The sequence below is a fragment of the Acidovorax sp. ACV02 genome, from assembly GCF_014851475.1.
Taxonomy (GTDB): domain Bacteria; phylum Pseudomonadota; class Gammaproteobacteria; order Burkholderiales; family Burkholderiaceae_C; genus Acidovorax; species Acidovorax delafieldii.
The window spans coordinates 298,379-322,192 of the sequence record NZ_JACUZU010000003.1 but is presented as its reverse complement, the minus strand read 5'-3'; the positions used below and the strand labels follow the sequence as shown (position 1 = coordinate 322,192).

Annotated in this window: 30 protein-coding genes; 6 read left to right on the top strand and 24 right to left on the bottom strand. The window is 63.0% G+C overall.

The window, feature by feature from the left end:
- Positions 1-70: 70 nt before the first annotated feature.
- From kynA to IB236_RS08815, 9 genes are all read right to left on the bottom strand, one after another.
- Positions 71-970: a tryptophan 2,3-dioxygenase gene (gene kynA, locus IB236_RS08855; RefSeq protein WP_192420189.1), complete on the bottom strand. Its 900-nt coding sequence runs from the start codon at positions 968-970 to the stop codon at positions 71-73.
- A 2-nt stretch (positions 971-972) separates the two neighbouring features.
- On the bottom strand, positions 973-2,283 hold the full coding sequence (gene kynU / locus IB236_RS08850; RefSeq protein WP_192420187.1) for a kynureninase: 1,311 nt from the start codon (positions 2,281-2,283) through the stop codon (positions 973-975).
- 97 nt (positions 2,284-2,380) lie between these two features.
- A complete protein-coding gene (kynB, locus tag IB236_RS08845; protein ID WP_192420185.1) occupies positions 2,381-3,037 on the bottom strand; it encodes an arylformamidase in 657 nt (218 codons plus the stop codon).
- A 103-nt stretch (positions 3,038-3,140) separates the two neighbouring features.
- Complete coding sequence (locus IB236_RS08840; RefSeq protein WP_099730973.1) at positions 3,141-3,956, bottom strand: amidohydrolase; 816 nt, start codon at positions 3,954-3,956, stop codon at positions 3,141-3,143.
- Between the two features lie 3 nt (positions 3,957-3,959).
- On the bottom strand, positions 3,960-5,003 hold the full coding sequence (locus tag IB236_RS08835; protein ID WP_099730972.1) for a tripartite tricarboxylate transporter substrate binding protein: 1,044 nt from the start codon (positions 5,001-5,003) through the stop codon (positions 3,960-3,962).
- Positions 5,004-5,047: 44 nt separating this feature from the next.
- Positions 5,048-5,791 carry a GntR family transcriptional regulator gene (locus IB236_RS08830; protein WP_192420183.1) on the bottom strand — a complete coding sequence of 248 codons (744 nt, stop codon included), beginning with the start codon at positions 5,789-5,791 and terminating at the stop codon, positions 5,048-5,050.
- Between the two features lie 139 nt (positions 5,792-5,930).
- Positions 5,931-6,269, bottom strand: coding sequence for a YkgJ family cysteine cluster protein (locus IB236_RS08825; RefSeq protein ID WP_192420583.1), 339 nt, complete (start codon positions 6,267-6,269; stop codon positions 5,931-5,933).
- A gap of 53 nt (positions 6,270-6,322) precedes the next feature.
- The gene (locus IB236_RS08820) at positions 6,323-7,774 is read right to left on the bottom strand and encodes a HAMP domain-containing sensor histidine kinase (protein WP_192420181.1); all 1,452 of its coding nucleotides are present in this window, start codon (positions 7,772-7,774) and stop codon (positions 6,323-6,325) included.
- 2 nt (positions 7,775-7,776) lie between these two features.
- Entirely contained in the window at positions 7,777-8,442 is a 666-nt protein-coding gene (locus IB236_RS08815) for a response regulator transcription factor (RefSeq protein WP_099732196.1), read from the bottom strand.
- Positions 8,443-8,564: 122 nt separating this feature from the next.
- Here IB236_RS08815 and IB236_RS08810 point away from each other — a divergent pair, with 122 nt between their 5' ends.
- Together IB236_RS08810 and IB236_RS08805 are read left to right on the top strand one after the other, a co-directional pair.
- Positions 8,565-10,550 carry a S9 family peptidase gene (locus tag IB236_RS08810; RefSeq protein ID WP_192420179.1) on the top strand — a complete coding sequence of 662 codons (1,986 nt, stop codon included), beginning with the start codon at positions 8,565-8,567 and terminating at the stop codon, positions 10,548-10,550.
- Positions 10,550-10,972 (top strand): copper-binding protein, encoded by a 423-nt coding sequence (locus tag IB236_RS08805; RefSeq protein WP_192420581.1) that lies wholly within the window; start codon positions 10,550-10,552, stop codon positions 10,970-10,972. The genes IB236_RS08810 and IB236_RS08805 overlap by 1 nt, the downstream gene beginning before the upstream one ends.
- 486 nt (positions 10,973-11,458) lie before the next feature.
- Here the strand turns inward: IB236_RS08805 and IB236_RS08800 are convergent, their stop codons facing one another.
- Positions 11,459-12,508, bottom strand: coding sequence for a hypothetical protein (locus tag IB236_RS08800; protein ID WP_192420172.1), 1,050 nt, complete (start codon positions 12,506-12,508; stop codon positions 11,459-11,461).
- A gap of 438 nt (positions 12,509-12,946) precedes the next feature.
- Here IB236_RS08800 and IB236_RS08795 point away from each other — a divergent pair, with 438 nt between their 5' ends.
- Both IB236_RS08795 and IB236_RS08790 read left to right on the top strand, forming a co-directional pair.
- Entirely contained in the window at positions 12,947-13,678 is a 732-nt protein-coding gene (locus IB236_RS08795; RefSeq protein ID WP_192420170.1) for an HNH endonuclease signature motif containing protein, read from the top strand.
- A 394-nt stretch (positions 13,679-14,072) separates the two neighbouring features.
- The gene (locus IB236_RS08790) at positions 14,073-14,630 is read left to right on the top strand and encodes a hypothetical protein (protein ID WP_192420168.1); all 558 of its coding nucleotides are present in this window, start codon (positions 14,073-14,075) and stop codon (positions 14,628-14,630) included.
- Between the two features lie 161 nt (positions 14,631-14,791).
- Here the strand turns inward: IB236_RS08790 and IB236_RS08785 are convergent, their stop codons facing one another.
- The 14 genes from IB236_RS08785 to IB236_RS08720 all read right to left on the bottom strand — a co-directional run bounded on the left by IB236_RS08785 (position 14,792) and on the right by IB236_RS08720 (position 22,351).
- Positions 14,792-15,211, bottom strand: a complete 420-nt coding sequence (locus tag IB236_RS08785; RefSeq protein WP_192420166.1) for a Mor transcription activator family protein — start codon at positions 15,209-15,211, stop codon at positions 14,792-14,794.
- Positions 15,212-15,216: 5 nt separating this feature from the next.
- Entirely contained in the window at positions 15,217-15,666 is a 450-nt protein-coding gene (locus tag IB236_RS08780; RefSeq protein WP_192420164.1) for a regulatory protein GemA, read from the bottom strand.
- 8 nt (positions 15,667-15,674) lie between these two features.
- Positions 15,675-15,956, bottom strand: a complete 282-nt coding sequence (locus IB236_RS08775) for a hypothetical protein (protein ID WP_192420163.1) — start codon at positions 15,954-15,956, stop codon at positions 15,675-15,677.
- A gap of 10 nt (positions 15,957-15,966) precedes the next feature.
- The gene (locus IB236_RS08770; RefSeq protein ID WP_192420161.1) at positions 15,967-16,143 is read right to left on the bottom strand and encodes a hypothetical protein; all 177 of its coding nucleotides are present in this window, start codon (positions 16,141-16,143) and stop codon (positions 15,967-15,969) included.
- The gene (locus tag IB236_RS08765; protein WP_192420159.1) at positions 16,140-16,454 is read right to left on the bottom strand and encodes a hypothetical protein; all 315 of its coding nucleotides are present in this window, start codon (positions 16,452-16,454) and stop codon (positions 16,140-16,142) included. Before IB236_RS08765 ends, IB236_RS08770 begins: the two co-directional genes overlap by 4 nt.
- The gene (locus IB236_RS08760) at positions 16,451-17,065 is read right to left on the bottom strand and encodes a DUF3164 family protein (protein ID WP_108616324.1); all 615 of its coding nucleotides are present in this window, start codon (positions 17,063-17,065) and stop codon (positions 16,451-16,453) included. Before IB236_RS08760 ends, IB236_RS08765 begins: the two co-directional genes overlap by 4 nt.
- A 44-nt stretch (positions 17,066-17,109) precedes the next feature.
- Complete coding sequence (locus IB236_RS08755; protein ID WP_192420158.1) at positions 17,110-17,529, bottom strand: hypothetical protein; 420 nt, start codon at positions 17,527-17,529, stop codon at positions 17,110-17,112.
- Complete coding sequence (locus IB236_RS08750; RefSeq protein WP_108616327.1) at positions 17,522-17,704, bottom strand: hypothetical protein; 183 nt, start codon at positions 17,702-17,704, stop codon at positions 17,522-17,524. Before IB236_RS08750 ends, IB236_RS08755 begins: the two co-directional genes overlap by 8 nt.
- Positions 17,701-17,928, bottom strand: a complete 228-nt coding sequence (locus tag IB236_RS08745; protein ID WP_192420157.1) for a hypothetical protein — start codon at positions 17,926-17,928, stop codon at positions 17,701-17,703. Before IB236_RS08745 ends, IB236_RS08750 begins: the two co-directional genes overlap by 4 nt.
- Entirely contained in the window at positions 17,925-18,350 is a 426-nt protein-coding gene (locus tag IB236_RS08740) for a hypothetical protein (protein WP_225581040.1), read from the bottom strand. Before IB236_RS08740 ends, IB236_RS08745 begins: the two co-directional genes overlap by 4 nt.
- An 11-nt stretch (positions 18,351-18,361) precedes the next feature.
- Complete coding sequence (locus IB236_RS08735) at positions 18,362-19,021, bottom strand: hypothetical protein (protein ID WP_192420155.1); 660 nt, start codon at positions 19,019-19,021, stop codon at positions 18,362-18,364.
- Positions 19,021-19,740, bottom strand: coding sequence for an AAA family ATPase (locus tag IB236_RS08730; RefSeq protein WP_370539905.1), 720 nt, complete (start codon positions 19,738-19,740; stop codon positions 19,021-19,023). Before IB236_RS08730 ends, IB236_RS08735 begins: the two co-directional genes overlap by 1 nt.
- Positions 19,741-19,820: 80 nt before the next feature.
- Positions 19,821-22,031, bottom strand: a complete 2,211-nt coding sequence (locus IB236_RS08725; protein ID WP_192420152.1) for a Mu transposase C-terminal domain-containing protein — start codon at positions 22,029-22,031, stop codon at positions 19,821-19,823.
- Positions 22,028-22,351: a helix-turn-helix domain-containing protein gene (locus IB236_RS08720; protein ID WP_370539904.1), complete on the bottom strand. Its 324-nt coding sequence runs from the start codon at positions 22,349-22,351 to the stop codon at positions 22,028-22,030. Before IB236_RS08720 ends, IB236_RS08725 begins: the two co-directional genes overlap by 4 nt.
- 175 nt (positions 22,352-22,526) lie before the next feature.
- On the opposite strand from IB236_RS08720, the gene IB236_RS08715 reads away from it, so the two are divergent.
- Positions 22,527-23,231, top strand: a complete 705-nt coding sequence (locus IB236_RS08715; protein WP_192420150.1) for an XRE family transcriptional regulator — start codon at positions 22,527-22,529, stop codon at positions 23,229-23,231.
- 12 nt (positions 23,232-23,243) lie between these two features.
- Positions 23,244-23,771, top strand: a complete 528-nt coding sequence (locus tag IB236_RS08710; protein ID WP_192420148.1) for a DUF4124 domain-containing protein — start codon at positions 23,244-23,246, stop codon at positions 23,769-23,771.
- Positions 23,772-23,814: the final 43 nt, after the last annotated feature.

Here is a 23,814-nt window from a genome sequence, read left to right as displayed (position 1 = left end):
CCCCGTTTGGGTTCATGGTTCCAGCCAAGCTGGTAAGGGGTTGCCGCCGGGCAGGTGCCATGGCCTGCGCTCACAGATCCGTGCGCAGCTTCCAGATCTCTGGGAACAACACCACGTCCAGCATCTTGCGCAGGTAGCTCACCCCGCCCGTGCCACCCGTGCCGCGCTTGAAGCCGATCACGCGCTCCACCGTGGTCACGTGGCGGAAGCGCCAGAGGCGGAAGGCGTCTTCCAGGTCGGTCAACTCCTCGCCCAGCTGGTACAGGTCCCAGTGCTTTTCGGGGTTGCGGTATACGGTGAGCCAGGCCTGCTCTACCGCATCGTTTTCCACATAGGGCTGTGTCCAGTCGCGCTCGGTGTGGCTGGCGGGCACGGCCAGGCCGCGCCGCGCCAGCAGCCGCAGGGCCTCGTCGTACAGCGACGGTGCCTCGTACGCCGCCTGCACCAGGGCCAGCAGGTCGGCGCGGTGCTCGTGGGGCTTGAGCATGGCGCGGTTCTTGTTGCCCATCGAAAACTCGATGCAGCGGTATTGGTAGCTCTGGAACCCGCTGGACTGGCCCAGGTACGGCCGCATGGCGCTGTACTCGGGCGGTGTCATCGTGGCCAGCACGTCCCAGGCGTGCACCAGCTGCTCCATGATCTTGCTCACGCGCGCCAGCATCTTGAACGCGGGCGGCAGCTCATCGCGCGCAATGTGGCCGATGGCCGCGCGCAGCTCGTGCAGCATGAGCTTCATCCACAGCTCGCTGGTCTGGTGCTGCACGATGAACAGCATCTCGTCGTGCGCGGGCGATAGTGGCTTTTGCGCGGTGAGGATGGCATCGAGTTGCAGGTAGTCGCCATAGCTCATGCTGCGGCTGAAGTCGAGCTGGGCGCGCTCCTCGTGCACGATGGATTCGGGCAGGGCAGATGCTGCCTTGTCGCCTGGGTTGGCGTTGGCCGGTGTGTTGGAGTGGGAGAAGGGGCACATGATCAGGTCACTGCATGGGTCTGGTTGAACTCAGGCTTTCGCCACTCGCCACTCTCCAGCACCTGGCGCAGGTGTTCCACGGCGTTCCACACATCCTCAAAGCCCAGGTACAGCGGCGTAAAGCCAAACCGCAGGATGTCCTTGTGGCGGCCCGTGCCGCCATCGCCCTTGCGGAAGTCGCCAATCACGCCGCGCGCAATCAGCGCTTGCACGATGGCATAGGCGCCGCTGCCCTGGCCGTTCACGCCCGCGCCTTCATCGCGCGTCAGGCACACCTGCGAGCCGCGCTGGGCATGCTCACGCGGCGTGGCCAGACCCAGGCCGTGGCCTGCGCAGCGCTCCTCCACCAGCTGGATGAACAGGTCGGTGAGCGCCAGCGATTTGGTGCGCAGCGCGGCCATGCCGCCCAGGCTTTGCGCGGCGGTGAACACATCCAGCCCGCATTGCAGGGCCGACAAGCTGATGATGGGCTGCGTGCCACACAGGTAGCGCGTGATGCCCGGGGCGGGCTGGTAGTCTGGGGTGAAGGCAAACGGTGCGGCATGGCCCCACCAGCCGGACAGCGGTTGCCAGAAGCGACTGGCATGGCGCGGGTGCACCCAGGCAAATGCCGGTGCGCCGGGGCCGCCGTTCAAATACTTGTAGCCGCAGCCAATCGAGAAATCCGCGCCTGCGCCGTTCAGATCGACCGGCACCGCGCCCGCGCTGTGCGCCAGGTCCCACACGCACAGAATGCCCTGGGCGTGCGCGGCGGCGGTGATGGTGGCCATGTCGTGCATGGCGCCAGTGCGGTAGTTCACGTGCGTGAGCATCAGCACAGCCACGTCGCTGGTGAGTGCTGCGGTGATCTCTTCGGGCTCCACCAGCACCAGCTCCAGGCCGCGCTCCTTGCACAGGCCTTCGGCAATGTAGAGGTCGGTGGGGAAGTTGCTGCGCTCGCTCACGATGCGCTTGCGCGCGGGGCTGTCTTCCCGCGCGATGTTGAGCGCCGCGCTCAGCACCTTGTAGAGGTTGATGGAGGTGCTGTCGGTGCACACCACTTCATCCTGGCCCGCGCCGATCAGCGGGGCGAGCTGGTTGCCCAGGCGCTGGGGCAGGTCAAACCAGCTGGCGGTGTTCCACGATTTGATGAGGTCGGTGCCCCATTCGCGGGTGACCACATCGGCCACGCGCGCGGCAGCGGCCTTGGGGGCCACGCCCAGCGAATTGCCGTCGAGGTAGATCACGCCGGGTGGCAGTGCGAAGTGGTCGCGCAGGGCGCGCAGCGGGTCTTGGGCGTCGCGGGTGCGGCAGTCTTGAAGGGTGATGGACATGGGCGTTGGGGGAGGTGATTGCTATGTTATTGATAGCTATTGGCGCATGTTGTACTAGCGCTTCCAGCCAAAAATGCTTGAAATTCTGTGTATCGCGCTAGTCCAGCGCCCGCAGCACGGCCCGCACGGGGGATGCGTCGGCCGTAGTCAGCTTGAGCGGCAGGGCGATCAGTTCGTAGTCGCCCTCGGGCACGGCGTCGAGCACCAGGTTTTCCAGCACGCGCAAACCCCGGCGGCGGATGACCTGGTGGCTGTCCAGCGTCTTGCTGTCGGCCGGGTCGATGCTGGCGGTGTCGATGCCCACCAGCAGCACGCCCAGGTCGGCCAGGCGCTCGATGGTGCCGGGCGCATAGGCGGCCAGCTGGCCGTCCCAGCGGTCCACGGGCATGTGTTCGTAGGTGCGCACCAGCACGCGCTGGGGCAGGGAGGCGTTCACCGCGTGGGCAATGTGTTCCCAGTTGATCAGTGGGCCGCAGCCGATGGCGTGGATCACGCGGCAGGGGCCCAGAAACGCGTCGAGCGACACGTCACCGATGGTGGCGCCCTGCGCGTCATAGTGCAGCGGCGCATCGGCGTGGGCGCCAACATGGGGCGACATCGTGATCGCGCTCACGTTGACCGGGCAGCCGGGGCCGATGGTGGCGCACCACTGCTGGCTGTAGGCCGTGTCGCCGGGGAACACGGGGCTGCCCGCAAACACGGGCGGCGAGATGTCCCAAAGCTGGCGGGCGGTGGGGGAGGAGGGCATTGACATGGGACAAAGTTTGCATGTCCCGAAAAACCCGTGGTGTCGGTTATTTCCAACACCACTCAGATTTTTTGTTGAAGCCTAAACTATCTAGGCGTTGCTGCCGGCGTCAGGCGTAGAGCTGGCTACCTGCCGCAAGCGCTGCCTGCGCACGCGCCTCGCCCAGCGCATCCACCACGGGCGTCCACACGCTGCGATAAGTTGGCATGGCGGTCGCTTCAAAAGCAGTGTGGGGCCAGTCTGACCCCCAGACGAGGCGATCCTTCGCCAGCGCAGCAACACGCTGGATGTTGCTGGTCAGCCCCGCATACGGTGCCTGGTCGCGCAGCCGGTACCAGCCTGATAACTTCACCCACGCGCCCAGTTCGGCCAGCTGCTGCAGGGCCAGCCAGGCCGCGTCTGTGGCCGGCAAGGCCGCGTGCATGCCCGCCAGATGGTCCAGCACACAGGGCAACCGCGTTTGGTGGTGCACATGGGCAATCTGCGCCAGGTGGTGCGGGTGGGCGTACCACTGGATGTGCCAGCCCATTTCGCGCAGCGGCCCGGCCAGGGACTCCAGCGCATGCAGCCCGTTGCCCACCGGTGACACGAGGTTAAACCGTATGCCGCGCACGCCCAGCTGGTGCATGGCCTGCAGGGCAGCAGGCGAGGTGGTTTCATCGACCACCACCACCGCGCGGTGGCGACCCGGGCGGGCTTGCAGCGCGTCCAGTATCAGGCGGTTGTTCGTGCCATACACGCTGGGCTGCACCAGCACCAGGTGGCCCACGCCCAGCCGGGCCGCCTCGGCCTCGATGTGCTCGATGGGGTGGTGGGCGGGCTGGTAGTGGCCCGGCTGTGTGGCAACTGTGCCGTCAAAGATATGGACATGGGCGTCCCACCCGTCCAGGCGTGGGGGCGGGGCGCTGATCGCAGCGGTGGTCATCGATCAGCCCGCCACGATCTTTCGATCGCGCACCAGCTTGCCCCACAGGGCTTGCTGAGCCTGGATGAACTTGCCCGCGCTGGCCTGGGTGGCGTCCTGAAAACTGTCACCACCCAATGCCCGGATACGGCCCAACACTTCGGGGTCGGCCAAGGCCTTGCGGACGGCGGCCACCAGCTGCTTGCGGGTATCGGCAGAGATGCCTGCAGGCGCCAGCAAGGGGTTCCATTCCAGCACTTCGTAGTCGGTCACACCGACCTCTCCCATGGTGGGAATGTTGGGCAATGAACGCGCGCGCAGCGTGCTGGTCACGGCCAGGGGCCGCAGCTTGCCCGCCTGGATGTGCCCCAGGGACGACGCTACGTTGGCAAAGAACAGTGGCACCTGCCCGCCCATCACATCGTTCATGGCCGGACCACCACCCCGATAGGGGATGTGCGACAGCTTGATGCCCGTGCGCTGTTCGAACAACGCACCTGCCAGGTGCTGTGCAGAGCCGTTGCCTGAAGACGCGTACGCCACCGAATCCGGCTGGGCCTTGGCCTTGGCGATGACGTCCTGCACGGTCTTGGCTTCAAAGCCAGGATGGCACACCAGCACATTCGGAAACGTGGCCAGGATGGCCAGCGGCGTAAAGGCCGCGTTGCTGTCGTACGGCAGCTTGGGGTAGAGCGAGGGGTTCACTGCAAACGACGACGCGTCCAGCAGCAGCGATGTGCCATCTGGCGTCGCGCGGGCCACGGCTGCAGCGGCCAGCTGGCCGCTGGCGCCCGGTTTGTTCTCGACCACCACCGATTGCCCCAGGGCCTCTGACAGGCGGGGCGCCAGGATGCGCGCCATCAGGTCGGCGCCACCGCCCGCCGGATACGACACCACCAGCGAAATGGGGCGCCCGCCCGCCAGGCCATTGGCGCGCGCGCCGATCCACGGGGCTGCCAGCGTGGTGCCCAAGGCTGCCAGCGTCGTGCGGCGTGTGAGGGTGCTGGAGCTGCGTTTGCCTCCCAACAGCTGGGCAGATGTGGGGGCGGATTCCTGGGGGCGGTTCATGGTGTCTCCTTCGGGTGTGGGGGTGTTGTTCTTGGGGGCGTGGCTCAGGTGATCGTCACGGTGTAGTGAAAGGCGTTGGCGTCGCCCCGGGTGGTGCGCCACTCCACGCAGCGCCCACTCAGGTCGTGGGCGGCGCGCTGCACCTGCACGCAGGGGTGGCCAGCGGCGAGTTCCAGATGAGTGGCCTGGGCCGCGGTCAACACACCAAAGCCGATTTCGTCCACTGCGCGGTGCACATGCACCCCGCAGCGCCGCGCAAACATGGGGTAGAGCAGGTCGTCCCACTCAGAGGTGTTGCCCTCCACCAGGGGGGCGAACAAGTCCAGCGGCAGCCAGATTTCTTCCAGCAAACAGGGGCGGTGGGCCAGCAGGCGCACGCGCAGCAGGCGCAGCACGGCCTCGCCCGTGGCCAGGCCCAGGCGCCGCGCTACACCCGCTGGCGCAGCCATGCGCTGGCGCGACGCGATGCGCGAACGGGGAATCTCGTTGCTGCCGGTGTCAAACCGAAAGAACCGCAGCATCGAAGCCCCGGCGATGCCTTGCCGCACAAACGTCCCCCGGCCTTGCAGGCGCTCCACCAGGCCTTCTGCGACCAGCAGCTCCAGTGCCCGCCGCATCGTGCCCAAAGCCACCTGGTGTTCGCTGGCCAACAGGCTTTCTGCAGGCAGGGCTGTACCGGGAGGCCATTCACCCGACACCACACGCGCACGCAGGGCAGCGGCCAGCGACGCATAGCGGCTCACGCCCGGTGTGGTGTGGAGCGGAACGATGGTGGATGTAATTTGCATATCTATAACTTTAGTCCTCTATAGGACTTTGTGCAAGCACTTATCCCTTTGAACGTGAAAGCGGAGTCGGCGCAACAGGGGGCTGCGCTGAGATACGGCAACGTGGAGGCGTTGAAAAAGAGGATGCCCGCTGTGGGGCTCAGTCCATGGGCCCGTCGCCGAGTGGCGCCAGCCCGTGCCGCGCACGCGCCTTGTTGCAGGCGTAGTCGCCCGCCGAGAACTCGCGGCAGGGCGCGGGGCGCAGTTCGTAGATGCTGCAGGTCACCTGCTGGCCCACCTGGCCGGTGAGCGCAACGCAGCGGATGGGCACCTGATCCGTGCCCCGCATGCGGCAGGTGCTGCCGTTCACATCCAGGGCCAGACCGTCGGGCACCGTGCCGCCCATTGCCTGCATCTCGTACACGGCAAAGTCCACGCGAAAGCTGGCGCAGCAGGAGCCGCAACTCAGGCACGGGTGGGTGGAATCGGCGGTGGTCATCGTGGTCGCGTCGTCGGACATGCGGGGCGGGCGGTGGGCCTGCGGCGGGGCCGTCAGGCGCTGTGCGGGAGGGGAATGCTAACGAAAAAGCCCACGCCCCGGCCGTTCAGGCCTGCGCCCATCTGCACCTGCCCGCCCATGCGCAGCACCGCCTGCCGCACGATGGCCAGGCCCAGACCTGAGCCGTTGGCGGCATGGCCCGTGCCCCGGTAGAAGCGCTCGAACACCCGCTGCTGCTCTGTGGCCGGGATGCCGGGCCCGTCGTCCTGCACCGACAGTTGCAGCGCCGCACCCCCGCGCCGCAGCGTCACCGCCACGTTGCCGCCATCGGGCGTGTAGCGCAGCGCGTTGTCGATGAGGTTGTGGGCGATGGATTCGAACGCAGGCTGGTCGAGCCGCGCGGGCAAGGTGTCGGGCGCGTCCAGCGACAGCTCGATCTGACGCGCGATGGCCTGCGGCGCAGCCTGCGCTAGCGCGCCGCGCAGCCATTGCGCCACGTCCAGGTCGCGCGGTGCGGGGCGCTGTGCGTCGTCCAGCGCGGCCAGGTCCAGCAGTTGCTGCGCCAGGTGCGAGGTGCGGGCGATGGCCTGCTCCAGGTGGGCCTGGGCCTGCGTGCGTTCCTCCTCGCTGGGCGAGCGGGCCATCACGTGGGCCTGTGCAGTGATGACGGCCAGCGGCGTGCGGATCTCGTGCGCGGCGTCCTGCACAAAGGCGCGCTCGCGCTCCACCTTCTGGCGCAGCTGGGCCAGAAGGTGGTCGAGCGACTGTTCCAGTGGCTTGAGCTCGCGGTGGCGGGCGTGGAAGCCGACGGGCTGCAGATCGTCCTTGTCCCTGCGGGCAATGAGGTTTGCCAACTGCTGCAGCGGGCGCAGGCCGTTGCGCACTGACAGCCACACGGGCAGCAGCACGAAGGGGGCGGCCAGCAGGAGATAGGGCACCAAGTAGCGGCCGTTGTAGGCCAAGTAATCCGCATCCGTCCGCTTGTTATCGACAATGCGCAGTGTCCAGCGGGCGTTGTGGCCGGCGTAGATCCGATAGGGCTTGCCCTGCACGACGGACTCGGAGAGGGCAGAGCCTTCTTGCAGAGCAGTCAGTGGGATGTCCAGCTCTTGAAGACCTGCGGGGGAATAGACCACCTGCCCTGTGGCGCTGTCGCGCAGCTCATGCATCGATGCGCCGGGCAGCAGGCCAATCTGGCGACGTCGGATGTTGGTCCAGTGGTTGGTGGCCGCTACGGCCGCAGCGGCCTGCGCCGGGTCCGTGATCGGGGTGAGCGACTCCAGCAGCGCGTCGCCGTACTTCAGCAGCCCCGGGTCGTTGGTGATAGCCTGCTTGTAGTTGAAGAAGTTGTAGCCCAGCAGCACGGCCCACACGAGCAAAAACGCCACGGTGACGGACAACACGCTGCGTCGCACCAGCGTGGGCTCGGCCAGCCGACGCCATATCGCGCGCAACTGGCGGGGCGTACGGCTGCCGGTGGTCGGGGGGAAGACGGAGGTGCTCATGCTCATGCCTGCAGCAGATAGCCCACGCCCCGCACCGTGCGGATCAGCTCCGCACCGATCTTGCGCCGCAGGTTGGACACATGCACTTCGATGGCGGCAAAGTCCATGGGCTCGCCCAGCGGGTCCAGCCGCTGCGACAACACGCTTTTGGACACCACCACGCCGGGCTCGCGCGCCAGCTCCAGCAGCAGCTGAAACTCGCGCGGGGACAGCTCCAGCGGAAGCCCGGCGCGCTGCACGGCATGACGCCGGGGCTCGACCACCAGCTCGCCCAGCACCCAGCGCTCGCTGGCCTGGCGCGCGCTGCGGCGCAGCACGGCGCGGATGCGCGACATCAGTTCGGCCGTGGCAAAGGGCTTGATCACAAAGTCGTCCGCCCCTCCGTCCAGGCCCGCCAGCCGGTCCTCCACGGCCGAGCGCGCCGTGATCACGATGACGGGCACCTGCCCGCTGTGTCCGCTCTGGTTGCGCCAGCGCGCCAGCAGGTCAAAGCCACTGCCGTCGGGCAGTGTGAGGTCCAGCAGCACACAGTCCACCGTCGTGGCGTCCACCGTGGCGGGCGCATCCACCGCGCGGCGCAGCCACTCGCTGGTCAGCCCCTCCACCTTCAGCGCGGACTGCAGCGCGCGGCCCAGATCCAGGTCGTCTTCGATGAGCAGGATGTGCATGGGGCGATTGTGGCGGGAGTGGTGGCCGTCGCGCAGTGCCGCAGCCGCCACCTTTGGCTGGCCTTAAGGCGGGACTTTGCACAATGGGCGCATTCAATGGCTCAACACATGGGGGGAAAGCGATGGCATCGACAACCAAACAGGCGATGGTGCGGCGATGGTGGAGCAGCGCAGCGCTTGCTGCTGCACTGGCCTTGGTGGGCTGTGCCTCCGGACCTACGCACCCATCGCTGGCTGGGGCGCAATTGCCCGACCTGGTGCCCGTGCGCGACTTTGTGGCCAGCCGGCAGTCCACCGGGGGCTATCGCGTGTCGCCGGATGGAAAGCGCATCGCCTGGTTTGGCACCGACGGCGTGGTGCCCGCAATCTGGGTGCAGTCCATCGATGGGGGCGACGCCAAGGCGTTTCGCATCCGTGCGCGCGCCATCCGCTTCAGTGCCGACAGCCGCTGGCTCGGCATCACCGCCGACCCCACGGGCGATGAAAACACCCGCATCTATGCGGGCCCGGTCGAGGGCCCGGGGACCGACTTGCGCGAGCTGATGCCTGCACCGCGTTCGGTGGCGCATTTTGCGGAGGCGGTCGATGCCTCGTCCGACTTCATCGTCACCTCCAACCAGCGCGACAAAAAGGTGTTTGACCTGTACCGCGTGAACCCTGCGGGCGGGCCGCCGGTGCTGATGGCCACCAACCCCGGCAACGTGGGCTGGTGGGGCGTGGACACCACGGGCCAGCTGCGCGCCCGGGCACAGATCCAGGGCGAGCAGGTGCTGCTGGAGCGACCTGGCGCCGAGCCGGGCAGCTGGGTGACGGTGGCAGAGCGCAGCCGGTGGGACACGCTGAACATCTTTGGCCTGCACGATGAGGGGCGCAAGGCCTGGGCCCTGTCGAACCGTGGGCGCGACAAGCTGGCGCTGGTGCGGCTGGACCTGACCACGGGCACGGAGGAAGAGTGGTTTGCCTCGCCCGATGTGGACCTGGACAGCGTGACGCTGAGCCGCCGCACCCGCGAGCCGCTGTTGGTGCACTTCATGCCGGGCTACTCGGCGCGCAAGGTGTTCGACCCCGCGCTCGATGCCCGGCTGTCCGCGCTGGCCGGCGACAAGCCCGCAGAGGTGCTGGTGACCAGCCTGGACCAGACGGACAAGGTGCTCACGGTGGCGGTGGCCACCGACCGTGGCACCCGCAACTACCTGCTGCGCGATGGGCACGAACCCCGCTTTCTGGGCGAGAACCGGCTGAGCCTGATTGCCAAGGACCTGGCCCCCACCGCGCCCATCACCTACACCGCGCGCGATGGTCTCACCATCCACGGCTACCTCACGCTGCCCGTGGGCGCAGCGCCGCAGCGGCTGCCCACCGTGCTGCTGGTGCATGGCGGCCCCTGGGCGCGTGACCGCTGGGGCGATGGCGCCACCAGCCGCGCCATGCAGCAGTTTCTGGCCAACCGGGGCTATGCGGTGCTGCAGGTCAACTACCGGGGCTCCAGCGGCTATGGCCGCAACCACATGGAAAAGGCCCGTGGCGAGTTCGCAGGCCGCATGCACGACGACCTGGTGGACGGCGTGCGCTGGGCGGTGGAGCGCGGCGTGGCCGACCCGCAGCGCGTGGCAATCTATGGCGCCAGCTACGGCGGCTATTCGGCCCTGGTGGGCGCCACCTTCACGCCCGAGGTCTTTGCCTGCGCCGTGGATGTGGTGGGCGTGACGGACATCGCACGCCTGCTGGAAGCTGCTCCGCCCTATTGGGAGCTGGGCCTGCCGTGGTGGCACCGCTATGTGGGCAACCCGGCCGCGCCGGAAGACCGTGCGCGCATGGACGCGAAGTCGCCCCTGTACCGGGCTGAGCACGCGCAAAAACCCATCCTCATCATGCACGGCGTGAACGACCCGCGCGTGAAGCTGGAGCAGTCCGAATGGATGGTGGCGGCCCTGCGCAAGGCGGGCAAGCCGGTGGATTACGTCACCTTCACCGGGGATGGCCATGGCAACCAGCGCTGGCCCAACAACCTCACCATGTACCGCAAGACCGAGGACTTCCTCGCCCAATGCCTGGGTGGGCGGACCAGCGGTTTTGACTACTACCAGCTGGGTGCATGGGCGTTCTGATGACGCAGGCCTTCGCTTCGTTGCTTGCGCGCAAGGGGCTGCGCAGCGGTAGGCTGGTCATTGCACTGGTTCTGGCCGCAGGGTGTGCTGTGGCGGGTGCCCAGCCGGTCGCTCCGGCGGGCGCGGCCTCCGTGGACGTGAAGGCTGCAGCGCCTGCGGCGCCGCCGGTCTACACCCGGGCGCGGGTGGTGTCTGTGGAGGCGGATGCGGGCGGCAACACCACGCATGTGCGGCTGAAGCTGGTGCCCCGCGCCAAGCTGCCGTTCACCACACAGACCTTCCGGGTGGTCAACCCCGCCCTGATGCACGGCATTCCGCAGGGGGCCTGGGTGCAGTTCACTGCCCGGCACATCGACGGCGAAAACACGCTCACATCCATCCGCGCTACTGCGGAGTGCAAGCGGTTTGAGCGATGTGACTGACCACCCGGGCAGGGCAGCGAGTGGGGAGGTGATCGAATTGGCACGGTCGGTGGCTGTGGATAAATTTGGCCCTCGCTAACGCTGGCGCGGGTTTGCTAGCCATTTGGGGCGTTTTGGCGTTATCGTAAGCTTTGGCGCGAAACGGGCGGCCAAACGCCCCAAAATGGCCTAAATGGGCGCGTTGTGAACTTGAATGGGCCTTGGGTGCCTCTGAGTGATTTCGGGGTCGTAGCGGGTTACTTTCATTGGAAAGCAGCGCCGCTGGCCCTTGCGAATTGAGCCCTTGATTGGCGTTGAACCGCTACTGGGAAGTCGCACGCGGTGAAGTCGCACGGTGCATCAAGGAATTTTCTAAAAAAGTGTTTTGGATCAATGGGTTAGAGAATTTTTCACTGCATTTATCCACAACGTGCGGGTTCGACTAAGTCGCACATCTTTTTAACGAGACGGGCCAGCGAGGATCATCGCGTACTGTCGCGCGAAGAGTTAGGCGCCCATGCTAGTGAGGTGCAGCTGTAAGTACTTGCGGAGCAAGCGCTTTGTCTCGGCTATGGGTAAGCCTGCGAGAGGAACATCTTCTCCATGCAATAGCTTGTCACGCACAAGCTTGATCGATTCAAAGGCAAGCTGATCTGCTTCGACGTTAGAGTCAGCCAGCTCACTGGAGATGACAGAAAACTTGTCACTCAGGCGGTACTTGTCGGACATTACGGATCGAATGCGTTCTATGACGCGTTGTGGCACAGGCGGTGGCGTACCAACTGAAAGCCGACCTAGGACGCGGTTCTCGTAGTCCCTGAAGGTCTTGTTCACGAAGATTTCAAGGCCTGACCATACTGACAGAAAAGACAACAACAGATCACTGTCCTCTGCGAGAGACCGAGTGAGAAGTCTAGCAACGTCGACTAGCGACTGGTGACGGGACAGTATCTTGGTCAATCGTGGAACTTGGGCCCATGCATCTGGAGCAATTGGCGAAGGCACATATACGTTGCTTGAGGCGCTCAATGTGTAGCAAAAGAGGGGCGTCCCATCGTCTCGTGCGAAAGTGACTGAATCAACGACCTTCTTTACCCCGTAAAGGTGCCCTGACACGATAGCGATCGCTGCGAGCATTCCGTGAACAGAAGTCTCATGCATTGATCGGATCTCTTTTTTTGGCGCATCGTCAATGGCGAGGACGTAACCAGGCAATTCGCGCTGCGGTTGGGGGTTGAAGTCGGCGAAATCACCCTGCGCCTCCACCATCAGGAATGCAGCATTGCCCTTCTCGTTGCGGCGGCGTTGTCGAAGCTCTTCGACCTCTCGGGCCAGGCGTTCCTCCAGCGCTCCCTCACTTCCCTGACCAGGGAAACCTTTAAGAAGAAGACCGCCGATCACCGTCGCCTCATCTACCTCATGTGGCAAGGTGTCTAGGTCCGCGGTGAGTCGTCCGCGAGTTCCATTACCCTGTAGTTCGAGCATGGAAGCTTCTAGGTCGGCACTGGGCGTGATCACGCCAATCAACTCGAACGCGACGATGTAACGATACTTCATACTTTTGGGTGGTATCTAGCGCGATGCAATCGCATTTTTGGGCCTGTGAGCAAGCCAGTGTGTCAATCAATGCCCGATTTGGGAAGTGATGCCGACGGTTGGCTAAGGTACCAAAACCGCCATTTAAAACAAACCATCCCAAAGCTGGCATTGGTTCGCTACCCGTGGCCTTCAGTCCAAACCGCGCTGTCTTAGCGTCCGGTTTAAAGTTTGTTGGGTGGAGGCTTGCCGGATTTGACGGAAATTTATCTCTATGCTTTGAAACTGCGCGCTAACAGTTAACAAGCCACAAACCACCTTCAGGAGGGATCAATGTCCAAAAAATTCCGCGTAGTCCAGTTTTTCCCGCAGGTTTTGCGGGATACAGCAGGTTAAAGCGCATCAACTGCGATGGCGAAAATTCGGACAGAAATTGGAGTAGACCTTTCCACCGAGGTCATGTTCGCCTCCGACAATACATGTTGCGTTTGTCGAGAGCGCGGCAAGGCCTTGCAGTTGCATCACATTGATGAAAATCCGAGCAATAACATTTCAACTAATCTGGCGGTGCTTTGCCTGGAGTGCCACAACGACACACAACTGAAGGGGGGCTTTGGCCGCAAGCTAAATGCCCCTCTCGTTACACGCTACCGGGACGAATGGTTGGAGCGTGTAGTAGGTCGTCGAACTAGAGCCGACGAGCAAGCCGTTAGGCGTCAAGTAGATCCGCATTCCCTGCCCACACCCGAGCCAAGTGCTCCCGAACACATCCCCCGGGAAGCCCCGCTCGCGTACATCAACTCACTCCCCGCATTCAGATCAGAACTCAAGAAACACGCCCAGCCCGAATGGGACAGTGGGGTCACATCACGAATGGTCGCGGCATCGTATGAATACATCGATGCGCTGCAAGGAATCCTTGTCACGTTGGCGCAGTATTTCTCACCACAATCATTTGCTGGCAGATCGCCTCAAGAGTTCTTTGCAGACGCCATCGCTGCAAGATTCCGCTGGCATCGCGCTCACTCGGAGCCAGGTGGGCCGGGGACGGGCGGCACAATCGTCCACGTCATCTGTGTGGGAAACGTGACGACAGATGTTGAGCGGATGATCGAAGAGTTGGTAACTTCACTAGCGGGGTACAAAGAATCTTTCGACGGTCAAGGCTGGACCGATCGGTGGCGTACTTAGGCAGTCAAAATACATCCTAGTCCTTCAATCGAGCGGATATGCATGCCTCTCGCCCCAAACGTTAGGCGCTAAGCCGCGCACGAAAATGCACACTGACCAAGCTCCAACCGAAGCCCGCCAGGGGACTTGCAAGTTGACCGGCAAGACAGGCCCATTCGTTGCTTCTCACCTCATCCCTGAGGCGCTAACACGACCCTCGGTTCGAGGGCGCCCGCTGTTTCAGTATGGGGAAGGACGACCTCCGACTCGACGCTGGACGAGCTGGTACGACTCGGAGCTTGTGACGGCGGACGGCGAGAGATATCTTTCCGACTTGGACCACTGGGCGATTTCCGAGCTTCGCAAACATCGCTTGGTGTGGAGCGGATGGAGGGGTGATCAACAACTCGGAGAATTGCACACCGTCGTCGTCGAGTCTTTAGGCATCAGGTCTGTCGATAACATTGATACGAAGCGGCTTCGCCTCTTCTTCCACAGCCTTCTTTGGCGCGCAGCCGCAAGCAATAGAGCGGAATTCAGCGATATTTCGGTTTCGGCGGAAGAACTAGAGCTTCTACGTGACGCAATATTGGGGGTAGTTGAGGCACCGTTGAGCTTCTTCCCGGTTCAGTTGACGCAACTTTCTACTAAGGGGGACGCCCACAACCAAACGCCAATTCAGGATGTCAAGTACTTGCCGAATCCATATATCCCGAACGGCGCCCCCGTCGCGTTGCCGACGTTCCGCTTTTACATGGACGGGCTAATCGCACATATTCACCGAGCTACTCCGTTGGGGTACGGCTGTGAGGCGCTTGGCGACCAGTTGCTCGGTAGCTCCACCTCGGTGGTGCTATCGACGGTTCCTTTTGAGGATTCCTCTCAGGCGCGGAACATGGTTCAGGTGTTGTCTGAGTCTGATGCCAAGTTCGCTCCACCCGATGGGGTCGTCATATCCCATGTCAAACGTTGAGCGTTCGCTTTCAGCCGCCACACTGGCCGCAGTCGGCAGAAAGCTTATGTGCCGCCCGCAAAAGATGCCGCATTTGAAGACACAAAAAATGCGTGATTTGGTACCGCTGGCTATCATGAAACAAGCCGACCCAATCGATCCTGTACGAAGTCACTAAGCGATTAGAACAACGTGGCCTGTCTGCGGTCGCCAGGTGCTGACACCCCCATCTCAGCAACGATTCGCACAATCTGCCTCTCAGTGAGGTGGTACTCCACGGCCAGTTCGCGGGCCGTCTTGTGGGTAGAGTAGGCATGGGCGATGCGTGCATTGCGCACCTGGATGAGCGCCCTCTCCGCCTTCGGGAGCTGGAAGTGCGCCTCTCCACCGTACACCTCCGCCAGCTTTAAAAGATTGTCCAGACCAATCTCATGCGCAAACGGATGGTCAGGCGTGACTCGTTCTGGAGTCGGGATATATATGCGCAGACCTCCCGAATGCCTCACTAGCGCCATGGTGGCATCCTGGCCAATCAAGCGCTCGAAGTCCTGCAGCAGGGGCGGCAGCAGTTCTACAGGGACGGCAGGAACGATGTTGCGCATTGCAGTCAGAGTCGGGCGGTCTTGGCCCGGTCTAGCATTGCTTTGAGAGCTTCGATGACCTTCGAGGCTTCCAGCGTGGGCAGGAACTTCACATCAGAGACACCCATGCCGGTGGTTCGCCCAACGAACGCCAGCAGCGCAGAAGGACTAGGGTCGCGCAGCCCGCCCGCCTCGTCGATCTTTCGCCAAAGCCATTTGATCTTCTCCGCCTGGTCAAATACGCGGAACTTGGCTGCGGAGGACGTGTAGCCAAGTGAGGCCATGTGAGCAAGCACCACACGACGGCCAGCTGCGTCCAGCTCAGCGGCACTGCTTTTGCCAGTGAGATTGCGCAGGTGAAACCGGTAGTCTTCGTCCGACCACTGCAAGGCCGTCTTCCCTTGGTGAATGTGACCCAGTTCCCGTCTGCGCACGCCATCGGAGTTGGTCGCAGAAGGTCCGTGCGCCAATGACATGGCACGTCTCATTCGCTGACTCCAGAGCGATCTTGGTGAAGTGGGCCCTTCGTTCCTCCACGCATCGCGGGCTGAATTAGCCAGTTCCAGATTCCGAGCACCGAGGTGACGGTGAAGCCGATCTGCTGGACGAAGAAGAACCAATGCGCGTTGCGTGCCCCAAAGATCAGCCACCCCAGGTTGCTGACGAACCAAGCCACGAAGGCTAACCCTGAGTAGCGGCTTTTGGTGGCGAGCAGGAAGGCCCCCAATAAGCCCAGGCCTGCGGAGAGCATTTCAAGTTGTTGCATGTTGGCTTCTTTAAATATCTGTGGGGCCGATCTGGATACGCTGATCGGCAGGCTCGTCGTCGGTAGGTGCTGGGGCAAGCAGGCCTGCAGCCTCAAGTGCGGGACGGCAGGCGTCGCAGGTCAGCTCGTACCAAGCCACTTCATTGACCTGGCAGCACACACAGACGATGCGTGGGGATGCACTCATCGGGCGATGCCCTCCCAGCCAAATGCAGGTGGTGATTCGTCTTCAGCCAAGAGGCCTTGCATCCAGTCATGGGCGGTCAGGGCGCAGTCCAGCGTGTTCTGGCTGAAGTCGCCTCCATCGCTCAGCTCACCAAAGATTTCGTGAATCTGATCCAGCGACATGCGCTCTTGCAGCACTCTGATTTGAGCAGTGATGGCTGCTCGGTTGTCATCGCCAAAGAACGAGTGGGTGGGCACCAACGGGTGCACGGCCTTCAGACGTTCAATCTCAACCGCGATGACCTCCGGGGTGGGCCTGGTACGCTGGTTCATACGGCCGCCATGTCCAGGTTGATGGCCTGATAGACACCGTTGGCATCGCGCTCATAGAAGCGGATATAGGGCTTGCTGCCTGCGACCTGAATGCTGTCGCCGATGGCGGCCATGGCGCGCTGCCACTTCTCGTCGTCGATCTTGGCGCGGCGCAGGCCCAGAACACGGCCGGTGTTGATCTTCCCGGCCTGGTCTACCTGGAACGCATCGTTCACGAGGAGCTTGATGTGTGCGTTGCTGCCCTTGCTCCACACCTGGATGCACTCATCAATCAAAGCCTTGGCCGCCATGAGGCGTTCATCGAACACCAGGCTCTCCTGGATCTGGCGCACTACTTTGTACCGGCCATCAAAGGAGATCAGCGTCACGTTGCCCTTCTTGCCACCATGCTGCACTTCGTACTGGGCCAAGCTGCGATCAATAAAGTCGCTGACTTCGGCCATGGCGGCGGCTTTGAAGCGGGCCAGCTCGGCGTGCTGCTTGGCGGCGGCTTGGCACAGGTCGGACACTGTGCGGTGGCGGTCCTTGTCGATGTCCTTGATCTTGGACACGGGAATCAGGGCGCCGTTGGCGTCTTCCCAGTAGCCGTTGGGGATGGTTTTCTCTGTCATGGTTTTTTCTCTCCTTGGTCGGTGATCGGTGGATGGGCGCGGCTTTACGCGGCAGTGCCTCTGTAGGCATTGCGTTTGCCCTGTAAGAGGCTTGGGCAGTTGGTGTGATCCAGAGCGCCCCGGCGAGCGGTGGGCATGGGGGTTGGCACATAGGCCCCTCGCATGGCATCAGGACGCGTGGGGGCGGCCGTGGGGCCTGCGTCTTCGGGCTGCGTGGTGGTGGCACTTGCGGCGCCAGGCAGCGGCAGGCACGTTGGAGTGACGGCGTAGACGGTGCCAGCGCGGTGCAGGGTCTGGCACTCCAGAAACCCACCCTTGAGCAGCGTGGCGAGGCACTCCTCCACCTCGGCCAGGCTGTAGGTGGGGCTCCAATGGCTGGTCAGGCGCAGCACGCTCCACCAGCCACCATCCTTGCGAATGAAGGCCCAGAGGGCTGCGCAATCGAGAGTCAGTCCCTTAGCCATGGCTGCGCCCTCCCTGGACCACCGTGAGCCCACGCATGCCCTGGAACCAGGCGTAGTCGATGACGGCGAAGCGTAGTGCCTCGCGGCGGTTGATGCCGAAGCCGTTTTGCAGGCAGCGGGCACGGCGGGTGATCCAGCGAAGCGGCGGGCGCTGGTAGTTCGGTGCAGTGCTCATGACAGGCCTTTCCAGAAGCTGGCCGCGCGGGCGGTGCTGCTGATCTGCTTGGCCTGGAGCGCATCCAGCTCGGCGCGGAGCTGAGCCATGTGCTCGCGATGGAGTACGCGCTCGCGGTCCATGTAGGTCGCAATGCGACGGATTCGGCGGGCCACCCAGGCTTCGCGCACCGCGTGCGCCAAGCCCACGGGGCCGCCAATGGCGATGGTCTTTAAAGCATTCATTTGGCCTCCTGCGGGACCGGTGTGCTGTGGATGGGAATGACCTTGTTGCACGGCTGAACCGCACGCGCCACGGGTGGCGCGCTGGCTGCCTTGTGGGGGCACTGGTTGCATGCCTGCCAATGCCGCATGTCCCTCGGCGTTGACGGCGCGCTGCGGTGTGCATGTGCCCGGCATTGATCGGCAGTGACCTCTTGGGACACGCCTCCTGCCTCCTCGGTCAGGTGCGGACACACGTAGCGGCCGAAGGTGTGGACCACCTTGTCGGCCACACGCGAAGTGCTGGCCGTGCCCTTGCCGTATTCCCCGCTGCCGTTGAGAACCTGGCTCAAGGTGGCAGGGCTGATACCCAGCGTCTTTGCCACCTGGGTGCGTTGCTGTCCCTCGGTGCGCTGCTGCAGCAGTTCAAACCATGACTCGCTCATATAAGGTGGCTTCATTGGTCGATGTACCCTTCTGAGTCACTGGCAACGGCGTTCGATGCTTTGCGATAGCGTGCGGGCACTGCGCTCGCGTTTGGCAGCTGGCTGGGGTGTATCTGCCGGGGCTTGGTTGGCGGTGGCCAGCGTCCCAGGTCTTTGACCAGGACGTAGCGCAGGCGCCCACCTGCCTCGCGCTTTTGGCCGGTCACAACCGCAGAGGTCGGGTGCTTAGTCCAGGCTGCGAGCAGCGCGCCGATGCGTTTGGTCTGAGCGTCGAAGTTGTCGTCTGCGTCGATCAGCGTCTCTGCCGCTTCGACGGCGGTCAGGCGGCGGCGGATGCGCAGCAGGTTCCACACACGGGTGGGCAGGGCCTGCAGGTCGGGCGTGGCGCCTGGCATTGCCTGCACTGCAGCCTGGGCAACCTGCAGCCCAGTCGCTGTGGCGAACCACAGCCGGGGGCTACGCGACCTCTGTGGCTTTAAGGCCCGTGATTCCACGTACCCCTGCTTCTGCAGGGATGACAGAGCCAGGTCAGCGATACCGACGGGATAGTGCAGGTGATCGCTAGTCGCCCATTGACTGACATCGGCGGCGGTGATCGCCTGGGTTGTGCGCTTGACGTTGGCGCCGATACCCGCCAGTGCGGGGAGGAAGAACCATTGCAAGAAGGCCATCACACCCCCTTGTTGGCCGCAATGTGGCCGGTAAAGTCCGTGCACAGGGGCTTGCCCTTCACGTGGGCCACATCCACCTCTGTCCAGCTATTGGTCTCGGCCCATACCTCGATGTTGGCGATGGCGTTGAGCAAGTGGCGCATGCGGCCCTTGCTGTCGCGGTGGATTTGTTCCACCAGGGCGGGCGAAAGCGCCACCTCGGCTTTGGCCTTGCAGGTCGCCTGCACGTCTGCCAGGCTCAGTGGGTGCAGTTGCACGATGCGCGCCACGCGGCTGGCGATGTGCTCGTACCGCTGCACGATGGCCGGGAAGTCCTGCATGCCGACCAGGAACACCATGGTGCCGGTAACGTCGGAGATATCACGGATGGTCTCCAGCTTGGCTGCGCTCTTCATGTCGGCCAGATAGTCGGCTTCATCAATGATGAGCGCCTGCATGGTCTGCGCCAGGTGCTGGGTAATGCGGTTCTCGATGTCCTTGGCAGAACCACGTACTGCCACTCCTAGCTCGGCGGCGATGTCTTCCAGCATGGAGCGAGGTGTCCACACCTTCTTGGCGCGGATGAACACATGGCCGTTCTCGCTGGCCCAGCGCTCAGTCATCTCAGACTTGCCGATACCGAATTTGCCCTGGATCAGCACCAGACTGGCCTCGCGTGCGCCCCGGCGCTCAACGATCTTCTCGGCCTCCTTGAGCAGCCGGAAGTTGGTGGTTTGCACGAATCCTTTTTTCACCTTACATTCCCCTTCGTTTGGGTCTCTCAAAATCACTCAGGCACGCTCTGTGACGGTTGCCGCCGTCACAGGGCACTCTTAAAACCGGACTGCTCGTCCGCGTCATCCCACCCCAGGCCCCGCGCCGCGTAGTAGTCGGCCAAGCCCTCATATCCATCGCTTTTCACGTACTGGCGCAGCCATTGCTCGTCACCTGCGTCCCATTGATCGCGGTGCGCCATGAGCCACTCGTAGCGGTCGCTGGACGTGTCAAAGAAAGGCCTGCCCGAAGCCGCTTGCACGGCCTCGCCCTCGGAGGAAGAACAGGGAGGGAGGGAGGAGAAAACCTCCGGGGTGGAGGGCACGACCACGAATGGCGTGCTGGGCTCCGGCAGGGAAAACTGGGCGGATTGCACCGTGGTCTGCAGCTCGCGCAATGCGAGATCGATCTGCTGCTCACGGCGCTTGACGGCGGCCTTCACGCGCTTCTCCCGGGCCATGTCAATCACGGGCGTTGGGAAGAAGTCGCGGCGGCTGGCTTCGTACTTGGCCTCGCAGACGTAGTCACCGTCCAGCGTGTAGACCAGCACAAAGCTTGGGTCGTGGATGTCGTAGCGCACGCTAACCTCGCGGCCATCCACATCTCGGCGCATCAGCTCCGGGGCTGCATAGGTCTGGTTGAAGAAGGTCACTTGCCCGCGCTTGGCGGTGCGCAGCACGGCTGGCATGAACATCATGCGCAGCTCAAGCTGGGTGAGTAGCTCCTGCTCTTCGACCTTGTACTCAGCGGCCCATGCCTCGGCAGGGGTCATGTGCTTGCCGTCAGCGCGCTTGGGCAGCATGCGGTGGCGGTGCTCGTGGTTGTACTCATGCACAGCCTTCTCGACCGCGTCGATGAACTGCTGCCAGGTTGGCACCTTGGAGCTGAGCACCACAACCTCGCCCGATTGCTGAGCGCGGCGCACGGCGCGCTGCTCTTTCTGCAGCTCGGCAGCCACTTTGCGGAAGGTGCCGCCATCAACGTCCTTGCCTTGGTAGGTGGCGAAGTTGCGAGCGCAGTTGATGCCCACCGTTTGCCACAGGCGCTCAATGCCCCCGTGGCCTTGCGGCTTGCCAGCGATCCCGGTGCGGTGGTCAATCCCCAGCCGAGCGCAGAACCCGTCAATCGGGCAATCCATCTGCTTGGCGGTTTCACCGGCACCGTTGTCGCCGTAGAGAATGGCTGGCACGCCCCATTGGCCCACTGCATGCCGCAAGGCATCGCCCACCGCACGCACGTTCTCCGACAGGTTCACTGACCAGCCTGTGACCATCCGGGTCTTGGCATCCAGAGTCACGGTCAGCTCGGGGGCGAACGGTGCTCCGTGATCTGGGTGGCGTACCTTGGCTTTAAACGTGTGGCCGTCAATCAGCGCAACGTCATTGGCCTTCAGACCCGAGGTGTCGCGCCATTTGAAGGGCAGTTGGGCGTCGCGCTGCGCACCGGGTGCGAAGCGGGCCTTGATCAATGCGGTGTTGGCCAGGTGGCTCTTGCCCAGCTTGTCCAGGGAGCGGCGCGCCCGGGCATACAGGGCCCTCCATGTATCGAAGTCCCGGCCGAGCTGGCGGGTCACTTCCTTGGCTGCGCCTGTGAGTTTGCGAAAACGCGCGTCCCGGCTGTGGAACAAACCAAGCACTGCGGCCACATCCCGCTCGACGTCCTGCAGGGCGGGCTCTGGTGCTGGCGCGGGCAGCAAGCCCCACCAGCCATCAGCGCGATAGAAACCAATGTAACGCTCTAAGGTGCGGGCGCTGACCTGGTCGGCGCGGGCGCGCTGGTTGGCCTTGCGTGCGGTGGCTCGCAACTCGGCGTTGGCCTGGCCGCTGGCGAGCTGCAGAGCCACTAGGTTGCATGCACGCTTGATGCCGTGCATGGGCTCCAGGTCGAGCACCATGTTCACCAGCAGCATGCGGGCGTCGGCCGTGGCCTTGTCGGTCAGGCTGGGCGGGCGGCGGGTGGGCTCTGGCATAGGGGCCAGAGGTGCGGGCAGCGGCTTTTCTGGTGAGGCGAAAGACACCACCGGAGCTGGGTCAACCTGAGCCAGGACTGCGCTTGCAGCCTTTGCGACCTTGCGGGCTGCAATGGCTGCACGGGTTTCTGCGGACAGTGCCCTGGAGTCGTATTCAGTGCCCCCACCGACACGACCGGTGCGCGGCTGGCGTGGTACTCCCAATTTTTCGAGCTTCTCGCGAGTGCGGAACTCTGTGCTGGGCATGCCGGGCAACCCCGCAATTTCGCGTGCAGTGAGCCAAGTCATGCGCGTGGCTCCTGCTGTTTGCGGATGCGCCCTGAGCGAGTCACCGTGATCTTGACGGTTCTAGCCTGGGCCTTTGCGCGCGTGGTGACGTATCTGGACGGCCAGATTTCCTGGGCGGTCTTGCCAAGAGCATTGGCAACGATCTGCTCAACGGCCCACCAGTGGGTCGTTAGGACGCGCTGAAAGTGTGAGTAGCCATGCTCCTTAGCGAGTTGACGGAGGCTTACACCTTTCTTTTCGAGTGCGGCTTTGACATCCGCAGGATGCCAATCTGTCTGCTGCATACATTTTTGTGTGTCCATGATCATGATGGTAAACACAAATAAATGTTCTTGCAAGCTTTTTCAACACATAAAAGAGTGTGTTTCCATTGGTGATCGAGTTGCCCTTCGGGGGCATAGGTGGTATCAGGTGTTTCCGTTTTGAGTTCTGCATGCTTTAATGTGTTCATGGACACACTAAAATGTTCACCTCGCTTCGCGTGGTGTTGAGATCATGGATAGACCGAGCAACGAACTTCGCGATGCCTATGCGGCTTCACTGGGCGAGCGAATCAGGTCGTGCCGATCCGGCTTCACTCGCGAGGAGTTCGCGCGCCGCCTTGATCTACATGTCAACACGATTGGGAAGTTCGAGCGCGGCATAACGATCCCTGACGCCTTTGCTCTCTTGAGGATGGCGGAGATAGGTAAATGCCCGGCGGAGTGGCTCCTGACGGGGCAAGTGAAATCCGACAAGGTCGGACGCAGTGTTCAGGCCGTGGAGTTGGGCGAGTACATCTACGTCCCGCATTTCGACGTTGCGATGTCGGCGGGCAATGGCGTGTTCTGCGATGTGGAGCGCGTTGTTGCGATGCGCCCGTTTGACACCAAGTTCATCCGCCAGGACCTCGGCATAGCTCACAACGAGTTGGCGCTGGTGTCGGTGATTGGAAACTCAATGGAGCCGCTGCTGCGGTCTAGAGACACCACGATGCTGGATCTTCGAGCAAAGGACGTGCTGACTGAAGGCATTCATGCAATCCGTCTTGATGGAGCGCTGATGTTGAAGCAATTGCAACGCTTGCCAGGCAAAGTGCTTCGCGTCAGTAGTTCAAACCCAGAGTACTCGTCCTTTGAAATAGAAGGCACCGATGAAGAGGCGCATCGTGATTTTTCGGTGCTTGGTCGGGTTCGTTGGGGCGGCGTTACGTTCAATTAGACCGGAGTTGGCATGCTCAAGCAGGTAGTTCTCCTTGCCATAGTTCTATTCATGGCGCCGAGTTGGGCCGTCAACAAATGCGCAGGCGAAGACGGGAAGGTAATCTTTCAGGATGCTCCGTGCTCAGACGGCGCAAAAAGCCTTTCTGCTCCGAGCAGAGCGCCCGTCTCTGCACAGCCACCTGCAGTGATGAGTGCTTCTGATGTTGCGCGCTCATTTGAATCACAGATAGAACGACCTGAGATGCAGAAGAAAATCCAGGCCAACATAGAGACTAGGCAGATGCTTGAGAAAGCCGAGGCACGTGGCCGGAGAGATGACCAAAAACTTTGTGGAAAAGACTTTAAGGCACAGCCGACTGTGGGAATGTCTGAAGCTCAATTTCTGAATTGCACGGTTTTTGCAAGGGAGTGGGACTACCTGCAAGTAAATGAGACTGAAACCCAGCTTGGAGTACGCAAGCAGTATGTTTACGCTCGCCACTCACCCGTGAAATTCATCTATATAGATAATGGAAAAATAACTGCTGTTAGTCGTTAGTTTTGGCGCCCTAGAATCCGATGCCGGCGCCTATCCAGAACCA

Bases quoted from the DNA above. Each gene is read 5' to 3' on its own strand.
- kynA (WP_192420189.1), bottom strand. From the start codon at position 970: ATGTGCCCCTTCTCCCACTCCAACACACCGGCCAACGCCAACCCAGGC.
- kynU (WP_192420187.1), bottom strand. From the start codon at position 2,283: ATGTCCATCACCCTTCAAGACTGCCGCACCCGCGACGCCCAAGACCCG.
- kynB (WP_192420185.1), bottom strand. From the start codon at position 3,037: ATGTCAATGCCCTCCTCCCCCACCGCCCGCCAGCTTTGGGACATCTCG.
- IB236_RS08840 (WP_099730973.1), bottom strand. From the start codon at position 3,956: ATGACCACCGCTGCGATCAGCGCCCCGCCCCCACGCCTGGACGGGTGG.
- IB236_RS08835 (WP_099730972.1), bottom strand. From the start codon at position 5,003: ATGAACCGCCCCCAGGAATCCGCCCCCACATCTGCCCAGCTGTTGGGA.
- IB236_RS08830 (WP_192420183.1), bottom strand. From the start codon at position 5,791: ATGCAAATTACATCCACCATCGTTCCGCTCCACACCACACCGGGCGTG.
- IB236_RS08825 (WP_192420583.1), bottom strand. From the start codon at position 6,269: ATGACCACCGCCGATTCCACCCACCCGTGCCTGAGTTGCGGCTCCTGC.
- IB236_RS08820 (WP_192420181.1), bottom strand. From the start codon at position 7,774: ATGAGCACCTCCGTCTTCCCCCCGACCACCGGCAGCCGTACGCCCCGC.
- IB236_RS08815 (WP_099732196.1), bottom strand. From the start codon at position 8,442: ATGCACATCCTGCTCATCGAAGACGACCTGGATCTGGGCCGCGCGCTG.
- IB236_RS08810 (WP_192420179.1), top strand. From the start codon at position 8,565: ATGGCATCGACAACCAAACAGGCGATGGTGCGGCGATGGTGGAGCAGC.
- IB236_RS08805 (WP_192420581.1), top strand. From the start codon at position 10,550: ATGACGCAGGCCTTCGCTTCGTTGCTTGCGCGCAAGGGGCTGCGCAGC.
- IB236_RS08800 (WP_192420172.1), bottom strand. From the start codon at position 12,508: ATGAAGTATCGTTACATCGTCGCGTTCGAGTTGATTGGCGTGATCACG.
- IB236_RS08795 (WP_192420170.1), top strand. From the start codon at position 12,947: ATGTTCGCCTCCGACAATACATGTTGCGTTTGTCGAGAGCGCGGCAAG.
- IB236_RS08785 (WP_192420166.1), bottom strand. From the start codon at position 15,211: ATGCGCAACATCGTTCCTGCCGTCCCTGTAGAACTGCTGCCGCCCCTG.
- IB236_RS08780 (WP_192420164.1), bottom strand. From the start codon at position 15,666: ATGTCATTGGCGCACGGACCTTCTGCGACCAACTCCGATGGCGTGCGC.
- IB236_RS08775 (WP_192420163.1), bottom strand. From the start codon at position 15,956: ATGCAACAACTTGAAATGCTCTCCGCAGGCCTGGGCTTATTGGGGGCC.
- IB236_RS08770 (WP_192420161.1), bottom strand. From the start codon at position 16,143: ATGAGTGCATCCCCACGCATCGTCTGTGTGTGCTGCCAGGTCAATGAA.
- IB236_RS08765 (WP_192420159.1), bottom strand. From the start codon at position 16,454: ATGAACCAGCGTACCAGGCCCACCCCGGAGGTCATCGCGGTTGAGATT.
- IB236_RS08760 (WP_108616324.1), bottom strand. From the start codon at position 17,065: ATGACAGAGAAAACCATCCCCAACGGCTACTGGGAAGACGCCAACGGC.
- IB236_RS08755 (WP_192420158.1), bottom strand. From the start codon at position 17,529: ATGGCTAAGGGACTGACTCTCGATTGCGCAGCCCTCTGGGCCTTCATT.
- IB236_RS08750 (WP_108616327.1), bottom strand. From the start codon at position 17,704: ATGAGCACTGCACCGAACTACCAGCGCCCGCCGCTTCGCTGGATCACC.
- IB236_RS08745 (WP_192420157.1), bottom strand. From the start codon at position 17,928: ATGAATGCTTTAAAGACCATCGCCATTGGCGGCCCCGTGGGCTTGGCG.
- IB236_RS08740 (WP_225581040.1), bottom strand. From the start codon at position 18,350: ATGAGCGAGTCATGGTTTGAACTGCTGCAGCAGCGCACCGAGGGACAG.
- IB236_RS08735 (WP_192420155.1), bottom strand. From the start codon at position 19,021: ATGGCCTTCTTGCAATGGTTCTTCCTCCCCGCACTGGCGGGTATCGGC.
- IB236_RS08725 (WP_192420152.1), bottom strand. From the start codon at position 22,031: ATGACTTGGCTCACTGCACGCGAAATTGCGGGGTTGCCCGGCATGCCC.
- IB236_RS08715 (WP_192420150.1), top strand. From the start codon at position 22,527: ATGGATAGACCGAGCAACGAACTTCGCGATGCCTATGCGGCTTCACTG.
- IB236_RS08710 (WP_192420148.1), top strand. From the start codon at position 23,244: ATGCTCAAGCAGGTAGTTCTCCTTGCCATAGTTCTATTCATGGCGCCG.